General features: G+C 34.2%; 9 protein-coding genes. 1 reads left to right on the forward strand and 8 read right to left on the reverse strand.

Going from position 1 to position 16,045, the window contains the following annotated elements; translation table 11 throughout:
- The first annotated feature begins 336 nt into the window (after window positions 1–336).
- The gene (locus EV143_RS07960) at window positions 337–594 is read left to right on the forward strand and encodes a hypothetical protein (protein WP_133507433.1); all 258 of its coding nucleotides are present in this window, start codon (window positions 337–339) and stop codon (window positions 592–594) included.
- 46 nt (window positions 595–640) lie between these two features.
- On the opposite strand, the gene EV143_RS07965 is transcribed toward EV143_RS07960, so the two are convergent.
- The 8 genes from EV143_RS07965 to EV143_RS08000 form a co-directional block, all read right to left on the reverse strand.
- Entirely contained in the window at window positions 641–2,869 is a 2,229-nt protein-coding gene (locus tag EV143_RS07965) for a glycoside hydrolase family 3 N-terminal domain-containing protein (RefSeq protein ID WP_133507434.1), read from the reverse strand.
- Between the two features lie 6 nt (window positions 2,870–2,875).
- Window positions 2,876–3,715, reverse strand: a complete 840-nt coding sequence (locus tag EV143_RS07970; RefSeq protein WP_133507435.1) for an endonuclease/exonuclease/phosphatase family protein — start codon at window positions 3,713–3,715, stop codon at window positions 2,876–2,878.
- Window positions 3,716–3,960: 245 nt separating this feature from the next.
- Window positions 3,961–5,709, reverse strand: a complete 1,749-nt coding sequence (locus EV143_RS07975) for a cellulase family glycosylhydrolase (RefSeq protein ID WP_133507436.1) — start codon at window positions 5,707–5,709, stop codon at window positions 3,961–3,963.
- Between the two features lie 60 nt (window positions 5,710–5,769).
- Window positions 5,770–8,037 (reverse strand): glycoside hydrolase family 3 N-terminal domain-containing protein, encoded by a 2,268-nt coding sequence (locus tag EV143_RS07980; RefSeq protein WP_133507437.1) that lies wholly within the window; start codon window positions 8,035–8,037, stop codon window positions 5,770–5,772.
- Window positions 8,038–8,071: 34 nt separating this feature from the next.
- Window positions 8,072–9,541: a glycoside hydrolase family 30 protein gene (locus EV143_RS07985; protein ID WP_133507438.1), complete on the reverse strand. Its 1,470-nt coding sequence runs from the start codon at window positions 9,539–9,541 to the stop codon at window positions 8,072–8,074.
- 65 nt (window positions 9,542–9,606) lie between these two features.
- A complete protein-coding gene (locus EV143_RS07990; protein ID WP_133507439.1) occupies window positions 9,607–11,067 on the reverse strand; it encodes a glycoside hydrolase family 30 protein in 1,461 nt (486 codons plus the stop codon).
- Between the two features lie 187 nt (window positions 11,068–11,254).
- Entirely contained in the window at window positions 11,255–12,796 is a 1,542-nt protein-coding gene (locus EV143_RS07995; protein ID WP_133507440.1) for a RagB/SusD family nutrient uptake outer membrane protein, read from the reverse strand.
- Window positions 12,797–12,814: 18 nt separating this feature from the next.
- Complete coding sequence (locus EV143_RS08000) at window positions 12,815–15,976, reverse strand: SusC/RagA family TonB-linked outer membrane protein (protein ID WP_133507441.1); 3,162 nt, start codon at window positions 15,974–15,976, stop codon at window positions 12,815–12,817.
- Window positions 15,977–16,045 lie beyond the last annotated feature (69 nt).

Here is a 16,045-nt window from a genome sequence, read left to right on the forward strand (position 1 = left end):
GATTTTTCTTAATTAACTGTTCGGTTCATTCAACATGCAATTTAAATCATTTTTACAAATGAAGAGCTTCTTTGACGAAATTCAATGTAAAAACAAGAAAAGTGTAGAAATCACAATTTTTGCTTAAAATTAAATTTGAATTAAAAAAATAAGTACATTGCGTCATAATAACACATTACAAAGTTAGTTTCTTATTTTGACAGAAAATGCATGTAAAAAATTGATTATAAGATAGATAAAAACGCTCAATAATCGTTTTTAATATTTCATTTACTGTAACATAATTTAAAATAAGTAGTCTGCTAAAGTAGAGAAAAAACATTAATTGATTTAATTATGAGTATTCCAAATCTGACAAAACTAAACAAGAGGCTTGTTAAAAAAGTATGCTCTTCTTTTGGATTGGTTTCAAAAAACGATCTTTTAGAAGCTTCTATAAAATATAGTGAAGAGCAGGAAAGAATTTTCAATCAGATGATTGTTGAAAATGAAACTAAAAATAAAAAGGAAAAACGCGAAGCTTTCGACAAGGCTTTGTATGCATCGTATAAAGGAATTGGCGCTATGGATTTTATAAATACGGTCTTGAAATAATTCAACACCTTTATAAATCCATAACGCCAACTTAAACTGACTTCTACTATTGTACTAATTCAAAGTCTGATCTTAATTTTATATCTGCTGATGAAGTCCCTATCATTACTTCAAAATCTCCCGGTTCAGCAACCCATTCTAATTTATTATTGTAGAAAGAAAGTTTCTCTTTATCGATTGTAAACTCAATAGTTTTAGATTCTCCCGCATTCAGTTTTACTTTTTGAAAATCTCTTAACTCTAAAACTGGTCGTACTACAGAGCCAAATTTGTCCTTCAAATACAATTGCACCACTTCTTCTCCGGCAACTTTTCCAACGTTTGATAATTGAAAAGAAACTTTAATGGTTTCGTTACTTTTTATTTTTGTTGAAGAAAGTTTCAAACCTGAATAATCGAATTTAGTATAACTCAAACCGTATCCGAAAGGAAACTTTGGAGAATTTTTCAAATCGATATAAGATGAGACATAACCTGTCGAATTTTCATTTGGCGCTGGTCTTCCGGTGCTAAAATGATTGTAGTAAATTGGCACCTGCCCCACTTCTCTAGGAAATGTCATTGGCAATTTTCCTGACGGATTGTAATCTCCAAATAAAACATTGGCAATTGCATTCCCGGCTTCGGTACCTAACCACCACGTGTAAACAATGGCAGGAACGTTATCAGCGGTCCAGTTAAAGATAAGTGGTCTTCCTGCGTTTACCAAAACCACAACCGGTTTTCCAGTTGCCTGAATTGCCTTAACCAAATCTTCCTGAACGCCCGGCAAATGAAGATCGCTACGGCTTTTTGCTTCGCCGCTCATGTCGCGTCTTTCTCCGATACTTAAAATAACAACATCGGCTTGTTTGGCAGTTGCAACTGCTTCTGCAAAACCATCTTTATTATCGCCGTCAACTTCACAGCCTTTTGCATAAAGCAATTTGGTGTTTTTGCCTACTTTATTTTGCAAACCATCCCATTGCGAAACTACCCATTTATCATAATCAACATCAGGCAATTCTACAGACCAAAATCCCATATTGGCTTTGTATTCTTTTACCATAGGACCAATGAATGCAATTGTTTTGAGGTTTTTAGAAAGTGGTAAAGTTTGATTTTCATTTTTTAATAAAACAATACTTTTTTGCGCTACTTCTAGAGCTGCTTTTCTGTTTTCCGGATCATTTAAAGCTTTATCAGCTCTCTTTTGATCGGAGTATTTGTACGGATCATCAAATAATCCTAATTCATATTTTTTGCGAAGAATACGTTTTACAGCATCATCAATAAGGTCAATTGAAACTTTTCCTTCTTTTACCAATTCGGCTAAATTATATCGGTAGGCATTGCTTTCCATATCCATATCGCTTCCGGCGGTAATCGCAGAAAGTGCGGCAGCTTTCAAATCTTTTGAATAGCCGTGTGCTACCATTTCTCCAATCGAACCCCAATCTGAAACTACGAATCCCTGAAAGTTCCATTTTCCTTTTAAAATATCGCGTTGTAAGTGTGCATTTCCGGTTGCAGGAATTCCGTTTAAATCATTAAATGAATTCATAAAAGTGGCTGCACCTGCATCAAGAGCGGCTTTAAATGGTGGTAAATACGTTTCGAACAACATGCGTTCGCTCATATCTACAGAGTTATAATCTCTTCCGCCAACTCCAGCGCCATACGCTGCAAAGTGTTTTACGCAAGCCATAACCGAGTTTAAATCTCCTAATTTATTTCCCTGAAAACCTTTTACTCTGGCGTAAGCAATTTTAGAACCTAGGTAAGTATCTTCTCCGGCACCTTCCATTACACGTCCCCAACGCGGATCGCGGCCAATATCTACCATTGGTGCAAATGTCCAGTGAATTCCACTTGCAGAGGCTTCTGTAGCTGCAACTCTTGCCGCTAATTCAATTGCTTGTAAATCCCAGCTTGCGGCTTCGGCTAACGGAATTGGAAATGTGGTTTTGTATCCGTGAATTACGTCCTGACCAAATAACAACGGAATTTTTAGGCGTGACTGCATCGCCAATTCCTGATATTGTCTGGTATATTTTGTTCCGATGATGTTCAGCATCGAACCTACTAAACCTGCTTTTATTTCGGCTTGTTTATTTGGGTTGATGGTAATTGGCCCCGTTGCAGAATTATCGCCTGTATATTGATTAAGCTGACCTATTTTTTCTTCAATGGTCATTTTTTTCAATAAAGCATTTACTTTTTGATCGATTGTTTCTTGTTGTGCGGCCGCAAAAAACGAGACCATCAACAATGTAAATGTGGTTAATTTTTTCATTATAATTTAGTTAATTTCGATATAAACCGGAAGGTGATCTGATGGATATTTTAAATCTTTTGAATCACTTAAAACGGCATGTTTTTGAACGGTAAATCCGCTATTTTTAGAAATAAAAATATAGTCTATTAATAACGTTACTGGCTGATCATGTTTGAAATCGTTGAACGTTCCTGAAGGACCAAAAGGTTTTTCTTTTGAAACATCTCTTGTATCGTCCATAACTTTTTTTATTTCCTGAATTTGTGTTGTTCCTGGTTCTGAATTAAAATCTCCCATTAAAAAAACAGGAAGCTTTATGGTATTAAATTCTTTTATTTTTGCAAGAACCAGCTGAACGCCTTTTATTCTTGCTTCATTTCCAATATGGTCGAGATGCACGTTAAAAACCCAAAATAATTTCTTTGTTTTTAAATCTTTAAAAAGAGCCGACGTACTGACTCTGTTGCAAGCAGCATCCCAACCTTTGGAAACTATATTTGGCGTTTCTGATAACCAGAATGTACTTATATTTTGTACCTGAAAACGATCTTTTTTGTAATAAATGGTACAAGCCTCGCCTGTTCCGCCTTCTTCTCTTCCTATCCCGAATTTATTATAATCAGGCAAAGCTTTTGCTATATCAATTACCTGATTTGGAGTTGCTTCCTGAACTCCAAAAATATCCGGACTGTAAAATTGTATTTGCGATGTAAAATAATCTTTACGGTTTGGCCACCAATTTTCTCCATCTGAAGGATTGTCTAACCGAATATTATAGGTCATCATTTTTAGGTTTTGACCATAAGATGAGATGCTTACAAAAAGCAACATTAAAACTGAAGCAAGAACATTTAATTTTTTCATATTTAATAGTTTTAATCCACAAAAGCTCCAATGTTTTAGAGCCTTGATGGAGAAAACTAATGTAACAAAATAATTAATCATGTATTTTACCTTACAGTTAATAAGTCTTTTTTTAACATCTTTTTACTTTTTCGGGGAACTTTTTTTTAATTTCAGAGAAATCTAAATAATTTAAATTAAAACCACCTTTATCAAATACTTCTACCAACATTTAACTCCTAAAAAGGAGTATTGCCTTTATTTCTTTATCTTATTTTTTTAGCTTCAGAGAAATCTAAATAATTTAGATTAAAACCACCTTTATCAAATACTACTTTTATTTTATTTGTTCCTTTATTTAATGTTACTCCAGATAAAATAACGGTTTCAAATTTGTCATTTCTTCCTGTTGGAGAAAGCGTTATCGTTTCTGAAGTTTTTCCGTTTTCTATTTCTAAATGAAGTTTTCCTTCTAAATTTTCTGCTGAATAACGAATTGCTACATTATATATATTTGCTTTCGAAACTTCAACCGTATATTGCAGCCATTCTCCATCTTCAATAAACGAAACCTGATAACCGTTTAAACCGCCATCTTTGCATGGCAAGATATCAACTCCGTCATTTCTCATGGAATTTCCTTTATTCCACTCATCAAATTTTCCGGTTTCGACTCTGTAGTTTATAAAATCTTTATCAGAATAGGCTTTTTCATTTGTGCCTAAATCATAATGTGCTGCAGGAATTTTTCCGGGAATACTATTCTTTTTGTACGGTTTTGTATCATTGGTTTGTACTTGCCTAAACATGGCATCAATTACATCTGGCTTTACGGTTAGGTTTTCCATTTTGTAATTATTTGCCATTTTCATCAATGCTTTTTTAGCAAATTCAGCCGATGGTTTTTCGCCGCCGTCTTTCCAGTATTTTAATAAAACATCGTATTCCGGAATTTTGGTTACAAAAGTTACGCCTGCTATATTTTCGATTTTTTTCATTGGCCAAAAAGCCCAGCCAATATTGTTAGTTTCTACTAATGCCAAAGCATCTTTAAACCATACATTGGAGTTTTCTCCACTTTCTCCCAACCAAATCGGAACATTATATTGTTTCCTGTAATCGAGCATTTTCTGGATTGAAGCTGTAGTATTGTAGTTCCAGTATTTATGGAAACTCAACGCCATATTTTCATCCCATAGAGGAAAAATTCCGTTGTAATTATTTCCCCAACAATTTCCTTCAATAAAAATTAAATGGTTGGTATCGACTTCACGAATTGCTTTCGTAACCTGAACCATCAAATCTCTTAAAGGTCCGTTTGAATTTTCATCGCAGCCATTTTTATTTGTTCCGGTAAAATTCCAGTTGGGTTCATTAATGATATCGTAGGCGCCAATCCATTCGTTATCTCTGTAGCGTGAAGCAAGTTTTTTCCATAATTCAATCATCTTTTTCTGATTGGCATCGCTTTGCCATAAAGATGGTTTTGTAGTATCATAATCAGAAATTGCAGCATCATTTCCTTGTCCGCCCGGCGCAGCATGCAAATCTAAAATAAGATACATTTTATTCTCGGCACACCATTTCAGCAAATTATCGGTCATAGTAAAACCTTCTTCAATCCAGGTTATTTCGCCGTTTTTTTCCTGTTCAATTGGCGGTGTATACAAATTGTAATGCATTGGTAAACGAATCGAATTGAATCCCCATTTTGCTAATGAATCGACATCTCTTTTCGTGATTCCATTTGCTTTGTAGGCGGCATAAAATTCTTTAGTTCCTTCTTCTCCAATTACTTCCTGAATTTTTTGTTTGATTATATATTGTGGACTTGCAAAGGATTGCGTTTGCAACATGTAGCCTTCCTGAACCATCCAGCCTCCCACGCCTAAACCTCTCAATAATACATTTTTCCCATTTCCGTCAACAATATTCTGCCCGTCTCTGTGCAGAAATCCCTGCGCAAAAGTGGATAATGAAAGCAATAATTGGAATGTAATTACTAATTTTTTCATGCTGTTTTTACTAAACTTAAATCCTGCAAGGTTTTGAAACCTTGCAGGAATAGTTAAGGTTTATTTTAATAGAAAATCCTTTTTTAGATTTGATATTTGAATAGTAAATGTTCCTTTTTCAGAAATCCATTTTAGGTCTTCATTTACAAATTGAAGGTCTTTTTGGTTTAAAGTAAATTTTACTGTTTTTGTTTCGTTTGGTTCTAAACTAATTTTCTCGAATCTTTTCAGCGATTTAAATTCTGGTGTAATCGAAGCAAAATTGTCTGACAGAAATAATAAAACAGCTTCTTTTCCAGCTCTTTTTCCAGTGTTTGAAACTTCAACATAAACATTAATTTCATCTGAATTATTGATTTCTGTTTTATCAATTTTTAAATTTGAATAGGCAAAAGTGGTGTATGATAATCCTGTTCCAAACTCGAATTGAGGCAAATAACTTTTCTCGTATGTAGCGTCGTTATTTTGCTCTCCTTCAGAAATACTTTCGGTATATTTTCTATTATACTTTTCTAGTGAATTTGGATATCTTGGATAGTTATATGGCAATCTTCCGCTTGGGTTTACGTCTCCGTATAAAATATCAACTAAGGCTCTTCCGCCTTCATTTCCTGGCAAATAACATTGAACAACAGAACTCATTTTGTCTTCAAAATCGCTAATTAATCTTGGTCTTCCTTCATTTAAAACTAAAACAATTGGCTTGTTTAATTTTGATAAGGCTAAGGCTAATTTAATTTGAGATTGACTTATAAAAATATTACTGATGTCTCCTGGAGTTTCGGTGTAATTTTTTTCTCCTAAACACAATACAATTTTTGTAGCGTTTTTGGCTAAATCTACTGCCTTTTGAATTTCTGCATCATCTTCTTTTTCTAAATCAGCACCAGCCGTGTACAATACATTTTCTTTACCTAATTTATTTTGAAAAGCTTCAAGAATAGTAGATTTATCAGCTGCATATGTATCTGAATTTTCTCCTTGCCAGTTATACGACCAACCTCCATTTAAGTATTTCATACTGTTGGCAGTTGCACCTGTTACCAGAATTTTTTCGGTTTTATTTAATGGTAAAACTGATCCATTATTTTTTAACAAAGTAATAGATTCCGCAGCAGTATTATAGGCTTCCTGAATATGCTCCGGAGAACCAAATTTTGGATAATCTTTTAAGTCAGCAACGGTATTTTGGAACAAATTCAATTCGAATTTCATTCTTAAAATACGTGTTACAGCATCATCAATTCTTGACATTGGTACTTCTCCTTTTTGAACTAAATCTATAAGATCAGTATAAAAAGAAAACTCTTCCGGCACCATGCTCATATCAATTCCAGCCATAACAGCGATACGAACGGCATCTCTTTTGGTTTCTGCAACTTTATGTCTGGTGTTTAGGTAAATAATATCTTTCCAATCGGTTACAACAACGCCCTGAAAACCTAGTTCATTTTTAAGAATATCTGTAATTAAATGTTTGCTGGCGTGAACCGGAGTTCCGTTTATTTCTCCTGAACTTACCATAACGCTTTTTGCTCCGGCTTTTATTGCAGCCTGATAAATCGTCAAGTCGTATTGTCTTAAAATACGTTCTGGAATAATGCTTGGTGTTCTGTCTTTTCCGGTTGTTGTGCTTCCGTAACCAATGTAATGTTTCATACAAGACGCAACGCTGTATTTAGAACCTACATTGTTATTTCCTTCAAAACCATCTACTAAAGCAACGGCCATTTTTGAAGATAAATAAGCATCTTCTCCAAATGATTCCCACATTCTTGACCACGCAGGATTTCTTGGAAAATCTAAATCCGGGGAGAAAACCCACGGAATTGATGAAGCTCTTGTTTCGTAAGCTGAAATTTCGGCACCACGTTTTACCAAGTTTGTATTGAAAGTTGCTGCCAAACCAATTTGTTGTGGAAACAAAGTTGCTCCAGCTGTGTAACTCGCTCCATGAATGGCATCGATTCCGTACAAAACAGGAATTTTTAATCTTGTTTTATTGGCTTCGTTTGTAATTGCGGTCATGGTTTCCTGCCATCTTTTTAAAGTTGGCGCACCAGGATTTGGCACATTTAAAATAGAACCAATATGATAATCCTGAATACCTTGTTTTAGTTTTGCTGCATCAAAATAGCCTGGTTTTTTGGCATCTTCAAAAATAGTTACCGTGATTTGGGTCATTTGTCCCACTTTTTCTTCCAATGTCATTTTTGACAGTAACTCCGAAACTTTGGCATTAATTTCTGCCTTATTGTTTTTTACTTCCTGACTCCATGTTGCTCCACAAAAAAGGAAGGCAACTACAAGAAACTTTGTATTTTTCATTTTATATTTTTAAATTAATATCATAATTAAAACCCTAATACACTAGAGTTTGCATGGCATGCGCTGGAATTGTAATTGTATTTTTAAGGGAATTAATTTTTATTTCGTAAACAACTTCTTTGTCTGATTGGTTCATGACAATTGTTGCAATTTTTCCATCAGCATTAAGAAATGATGTGCTTAACAATGTTTTATTACTGGCAACATTGCTAATTCTTTTGGCATCAGGACGAACAAATTTTGATAAATGCCCGATATAATAATACATTGGTGTATAAATTAATTGATCAGAATTTGTATCGGCATGAATAGGCGCAAAGCAAAAATTACCTACATGATTTGGTCCTCCGTTTTGGTCTAAAAGAATATTCCAATCTGTCCAGCCAACTGTTCCGTTATTAAAATCGTTAATCATATCAAGACCGTAACGTTCTGCATTTCCCCAAAACTGAAATTTTGTGGCATCAAATTTTTCAATACAACCTTCGGTAAAAATTAAATTTTTGTTTGGAAAAGCTTTGTTGACGTTTGCAACTGATTCGAATTTTGGAGTTCCGCCATTCCAGGTTTCATACCAATGAAATCCAATTCCCCATGCATATTTTGAAACTTCAGGATCTGAGAAAACCAATTGAGCTCTTTTTTCCAGCATATCGCCGCGGTTATGATCCCAGATAATTATTTTTTTAGAACCAAGTCCATCTTTTTCTAATGTTGGTCCCAGAAAGTTTTTAAGAAAATCTCTTTCGGCTTCGGGTGTATAAATACAGGATTCCCATCGCTGGCTTGCCATTGGTTCATTCTGAATGGTTAATCCCCAAATTGGTATTCCTTCTTTTTCGTATTCTTTTATAAACTTGGCATAATAATTTGCCCATGATTGTGCAAATTCAGGCAATAAAACGCCGCCGTGCAAAATATCATTATTGTCTTTCATGAAAGCTGGGGGACTCCATGGACTAACAAATAACGTTAATTTCCCGCCGGCAGTTTCAATTGCTTTTTTGAGTAATGGTATTCTGAATTTTCGATCGTGATCGATATTAAATGTTTTTAAATCTTTATCACCTTCAGCAATATAAGTATAACTTTCGCTGCTAAAATCGCAACTATGAATGTTTGTTCTGGCTAAAGAATATCCTATTCCTTTTTTCTTATCATAATATGCAGTTAGAAATTCCTGCTGTTTTTTTGGAGATAATTTAGCAAAAACTTCGGCACTTGCATCTGTTATGGCGCCTCCAATTCCAAGAAAAGTCTGAAAGGTTTTCTTTGGATCTACTTCAATAAAAACCTTTTCACTTGTTTGTTGAGAAGGTTTATTCGAAATTAAATTATTAGACGACGACAATCTTAAATTTGAGTTTTCGGCTGTCGTGTATAATTCTATTTTTTTATTTGAATGTGAAGAAGAACCTTTAGAAGATTCCGCATGTTGTGCTAAAGCATAACTTACTTGCAGAATTAATATCGGCGTTAGTATTAAACTACTGATTGATTTCATGTTTTTTTAAAAACTATTTAATTATCAGATCTCAAAATAGAGATCAAAATTCTATTTTTAAAAGATTAATACACCAACGTTTGTATAGCGTGCGCCGGGATTTTAACAACTGACTTTTCTGTTCCAATAATAAAATTGTATGTAATTTCATTATCGGTATGATTCATAACTATTGTTGCCATTTTACCATCAGTATTTAAAAATGAAGTGCTTAATAAATAACTTCTACTTACTGAAGTGGCTACACGTTGCGCATTTGGACGAATGAATTTTGAAAAATGTCCTATGTAATAATAAGATGGCGTGTAAATTAATTGGCCTGTATTTGTATCTGCATGAATTGGCGCAAAACAAAAATTTCCAACATGGTTTGGTCCACCGCGCTCATCCAAAAGGATGTTCCAGTCTGTCCAGGCTACGGTTCCGTTATTAAAATCATTAATCATTGATGTTCCATAACGTTCTGCATTTGGCCAAAACTGATATTTTGTATCATCAAATCTTTCTACGCAACCTTCGGTAAACATTAGTTTTTTATCCGGATATGCTTCATGTACTCTTGCAACATTTTCGAACATTGGCTGAGCACCTGTCCAGGTTTCGTACCAATGAAAACCCATTCCCCAAACATATTTTGATGCTTCAGGATCTGAGAAAATAACGTTGGCTCTTTGTACCATCAAATCGCGGTTATGATCCCAGGCAATAATTTTAACATCGCCTAAACCTTCCTTTTTTAATGTTGGTCCAAGATAATTTTTCAGAAAATCTCTCTCTTCATCTGCTGTATACAAACAAGATTCCCAAGTTTGAGTAGCCATTGGTTCATTTTGTACCGATGTTCCCCAAATTGGAATTCCTTCTTTATTGTAAGCTTTAATAAATTTTGCGTAAAAATTAGCCCAAGGCTGAAAGTATTCCGGTAATAATTTTCCACCTTTTAATACACTTTTATTGCTTTTCATAAAAGCATTTGGAGACCAGGGTGTGGCATATGTAGTTAATTTTCCACCTGCTGTTTTTATAGCATCTTTAATTAGTGGAATTCTATATTTTCGGTCATGATCAATCGAGAAAGTTTTTAAATCTTTATCTCCTTCTTCGATGTAAGAATAAGTTCCACTGCTAAAATCAGAACTCTGAATTGTTGTTCTAAGCAATGAATATCCAATTCCTTTTTGGGTATCGTAATAGGCATTTAAAAATTCCTGTTGTTTTTCTTTTGATAATTTGGCGAAAATTTCGGCACTTGCATCAGTAATTGCACCGCCAATTCCCATAAAAGTTTGAAATCTTTTAGAAGGTTCAACAAAAACAGATATCTCTGTTTCAACCGGTTGTTTCGATGCTGTAAAATCTAAATTATCTGTAGGGGTTAACCTTAATTTTGTATTATCGGCAGTAGTATATACTGTGATTTTTTTGTTGGCTGTTGTAAATTTCTGTACTTGTTTTTGGCTTTTTTGAGAAAAAACAGATAAAGAAAAACATAAACAAGTAGTTATGATAAATGTAATTTTTGTCATTGTATATGTTTTAGGTAGTAAGACTTTTGAACAAATCTCGTTTTGAACTTAGTCAAACTTGATTTAAAAAATAGCCCATAATCAATAAAGAATATGGGCTATTCTGACAACCAAACTTAAACTTAACTCAAACTAACATCATTGAAATTGTTAACTTTTATGATGTTATTTATTTAAAAAATGATTTTTAGTAAAGATCGTTTTGAACCATTTTAGTGTTGTTGAATTCACTGTAAGGAATTGGGAAAGCTTCATTTTTTCCTGCAGTAAATCCTTTGAAAGCCAATTTAGCAGCAGCCTGACCTGTTCTTACTAAATCAAACCAACGGTGTCCTTCTCCCGCAAGCTCCAATCTTCTTTCTGCATAAATAGCATCCAAAGAAACTGGTACCGGCGTTACTCCTGCTCTTAATCTAACAGCATCAAGAAGCGCCTGAGCTCTTGCTCCTGTTCCTCCTAAAGCTTCAGCTTCTAGTAAATAAGTATCAGCTAAACGAATGATATAAGTATTGATACCAAAATTCAAGAAAGGATTCGACGATTTAATATCGCTATTAACAGCTGCATATTTAATAAAATGATATCCTGTTTCATTGTAACTGTCTGTATACGTTATAAGCCCAGCAGGATCTGTGTTTCCTGTACCTCTTGCCACACCTGCATCAAAAATAGTGGAAGCATAACGAGGATCTCCTAGTAAAGCAGTTCTTAAATCATTAGTAACTACCATAAAACCCCATCCGTTAATATAATCTGGTAAAAGTGCTGCAATACCTGCTGTTTTTCTAGTGTAATCTCTAATACCCATTAACTGAGCAGCAACGTTTCCTTCATCATCACCTCTTTCAAAATTTCCCCAGTCAGCATTTGATTTATCTGTATAAGCAATTTCAAAAATAGATTCTGTATTAAATTTATTCGCATGATTCCACAAATCTGAAAATTTAGGCATCAAATTATAACCATAACTACTTGGTTGGCCTGGAGTAGCTCCATTTACTTTTGCTAATTCGATAGCAGCTTGTGGTTTTTTGTTATCGTATAAATATACTTTTCCTAAAAGTGCTGTTGCAGCTCCCTTACTAAATCTTCCTAATTCATTAGTTGGTAATGTCATTGGCAAATCAGGAATAGCTTCGTTTAAATCTTTTTCGATTTGAACATATACGTCTTGAGGTTTAGCCTGCTCAATTAATGGAATTTCTTCTTTAAGAGTTATAGGAGCCAAGATTAAAGGAATGTTTTTAAACATTCTAACAAGATCAAAATAGTAATAAGCGCGTAAGGCTTTTACCTCTGCAGTAAATCTTGTTTTCTTAGCAGCATCCATTGGGATAGCAGGCAGTTTTGCCAACATGATATTACATCTTGCAACACCTTTATAATAATCTGCCCAAATATTTGGTGGAATATTTCCCGGACTTACAGAATAGTTTGATGCAACCTGAAGTCCTGGCTGGTCATCTGGACCTCCTCCACCTGCATAGAAATCATCAGAAGCAGAGTTTAAGAATAATAGTGGTGCATTTTCCATTGCTCCTGCAAACTTTCCTAATTTATCGTAAGCTGCAACAAGGCCTGAATAAGCTTCTGTTTCGTTTCTATAAAAATTTTCTTCATATACTACTCCGTCACCTTTCACTTCTAATTTTTCATCTGTATCGCACGCTCCAAGTGTAAGCAACACTCCAAATGCGATAAGTGACTGTTTAAAACTTATAAGTTTCATAATATTTTATTTTTTTAATTAAAATTGCAAATTAACTCCTAACATGTACGATTTTGCCTGAGGATAATAACCTCTGTCAACACCTTGTACATTGTTCATCCCAGCTGTAGTAGGGCCTCCAATTTCAGGATCATAACCAGTATATTTAGTTATTGTCCATAAATTTTCTCCTGTCACGTACAATCTTACTTTTTGCAATGAAATGCTTTCTATCCATTCTTTTGGAAATGAATATCCAAGTTGAATTGTTTTAAATCTAAAGAAATCTCCTTTTTCTAAGTTAAAATCAGATGGATTTGTAAAGTTTTTATTTGTATCGTTTGTAGTAACTCTAGGATAACTATTTGTTGATCCTGGTCCCGTCCAACGACCTAAAACTTCTGTTTGATAATTTGCGTTTGTAATATCAAGTCTTCTTAAACCTTGATAAATCATGTTTCCACCAGCTCCCTGACCAAAAACTAACATATCAAAACCTTTGTAGTCTAAGTTTAAAGTAAAACCATAAGTATATTTAGGCAATGAAGTCCCTAAGAAAGTTCTGTCATTAGATCCAATTACACCATCCCCATCTAAGTCTTGCCAACGGAAATCTCCCGGTTTAGCATTTGGCTGAATAACTTTACCCGCAGCATTTTTATAATTGTCAACATCTGCCTGAGTCTGGAAAATACCATTTGTTTTAAATCCGTAAAATGAATTATAAGCTTGTCCTACTTGTGTTCTGTTAATTTCATAAGCACTAGACTGAACTGTTTCATCACCTACCAAAAAGTTAGTTCCTTTATCCAGGTAAGTAATTTCATTTTTGATGTATGAGAAATTTCCGTTTACTGAAAGATTTAATTCACCGATTTTCTTACGGTATCCTAATTCAATATCAATACCTTTATTTTCCATATCAGCTAAGTTAGCATATGTTTTTCCAGTTGCTCCAACATATCCAGGAACTGGAACCGGCATTAAGATACCTTCTGTTTTCTTATTGAAGAAATCTACAGTTAAATTGAAATCATGGAATAACATAGTTTCAAAACCAATGTTAGCTTGTTTTGTTTCTTCCCATTTCAAATCAGGATTTGCAATTGCATTTGTACTTTGTCCGTTAGCAATGTTTCCACCAATAGTGTAGTTTCTTTGAATTCCAACTGTTGAAATATATAAGAAATCAGGAGAAGAATCATTACCAGTTACACCGTAACCTCCTCTAATTTTTAAATTGTTTACAACATCGTTTTCTTTCCAGAAACCTTCTTTAGAAGGCACCCAACCTAAAGACACAGAAGGGAAAGTTCCGTATTTATGATTTGGTCCAAAACGTGTAGAACCATCACGACGAATAATACCTGTAAAAATATATTTCTCTTTATAATCATAGTTTAATCTTCCAAACAATGACTCAACTCTGTGTTCTAAAGCTTGTGCATTATAAGCATTTGCTATTTTATCAGCGATTGGAATATCAACATTGAATGATGCATCAGCATGTGTTTTTGCAGGAACTCCTCTGTAAGTGATATCATTACCAGAGGTAATATTATCTACATAAGTTCCTTTACCTACTAAAACACTAAAGTTATGATCTCCTAATTTTTTAGCGTAATTAAGAGTATTCTCCCAATTCCAGCTATATGATTTTTTGTAAGATCTGAACAATTCATTTACATCTCTTTTTGTAGCCCCATTTAAGTAAAAAACCGGAGTAAAGTTGTCTGAACCATAATAAGCTAATTTTGCACCTGCAGTAGATCTAAATTTTAATCCAGGTAAAATTTCTGCTTCGACAAAAATATTTCCAACAAAATTTTCAGAGAAATCATTATTCCCTAATCTTGTTTGCGTATAAGCTAACGGGTTTGAAGTTTCCTGAGTTACGTTAGTAGAAATACCATAGTAGTTTCCGTTTGCATCTCTAAGTGCATTGGCATTTACGTATGGACTTCCTGCTACTGCAGCTTCCGGACCAACAAGTACTGGTGTTAACGGATCTAAGTTGATTGCAGATGATAACGGCCCACCAAACTCATCATTTGTGTTACCAATACCAATTGTTTTTTCGTTAGAATATCCCAAAGTCTGACCAATTTTGATATACTTACCAAGCTTATGATTAGAGTTTAAACGGATGTTTTTTCTTGTATAATTTGAAATATCAGTTGTAATAATACCTTCCTGATCTGTTAGACCAAATGACATGTAAAAAGTCGAAGTATCATTACCACCACTAAAACTTAATTCGTGAGAATAACGTTGTGCATGATCATTAAATATTACATCCTGCCAGTTTGTTCCTTTTCCATAATCAATAAGTCCTGATGGATTTGTTGGTGTTGGAGTTGTTGTTGTAGCAAAAGGTGCCGGTTTTCCCCCATTCACATATGCTTCATTTAAAATAGTTACATATTGAGAAGCATCTAATAAATCAATTTTCTTTGCAGCCTGAGATGTTCCTGCATAACCAGTATAACTTACAGAAATTTTACCTGCTTTACCTTTTTTAGTAGTTACCAAAATAACCCCTGCAGCAGCACGAGAACCGTAAATTGCACCAGAAGCACCATCTTTAAGCACCTCAATAGATTCAATGTCAGATTGATTAAGGTAGCCTATTCCACCATTATCTACAATTACACCATCAACTACCCATAAAGGATCGTTATTGTTTAAAGTAGTAAAACCACGAATACGAATCGTAGAAGCAGATCCTGGCTGTCCAGCATTGGCAGCAATTGAAACACCCGAAACTCTACCTTGTAAAGCTTGCTCTACTCTAGTAATTGGTAAACTTTCTAAATCTTTTGCTTTAACACTAGAAATTGATCCTGTTACGACACTTTTCTTTTGTGTACCGTATCCTACTACAACAACCTCATTTAAGTTTTGAGATTCCGGACGTAATTTAATATCCAGTTTAGTTCTTCCGTTTACTGCTTCCTGAACAGTAACATAACCTACAAAAGTAACTGTCAAAGTTCCGTTTGAAGGAACACTAATTTGGAATTTACCATCAAAGTCAGAGGCTGTAGCTTTGTTTGTTCCTTTCACTAAGATAGTTGCCCCTGGGACGGGTAATCCACTTTCATCATTAATAGTTCCACTTACCGTAACATCCTGCGCCATTGCGATAACTGAAAACAATAGAGATGAAACACAAAAAATAAGTAATTTTGTTAATTTCATTTTTCTAAAAATTTTGGTTAATTAATTAGTAATTTGATGCAATAATAAAGTTAAATTTTTACTATTTAT

This window comes from Flavobacterium chryseum (genome assembly GCF_004362015.1).
Classification (GTDB): Bacteria; Bacteroidota; Bacteroidia; order Flavobacteriales; family Flavobacteriaceae; genus Flavobacterium.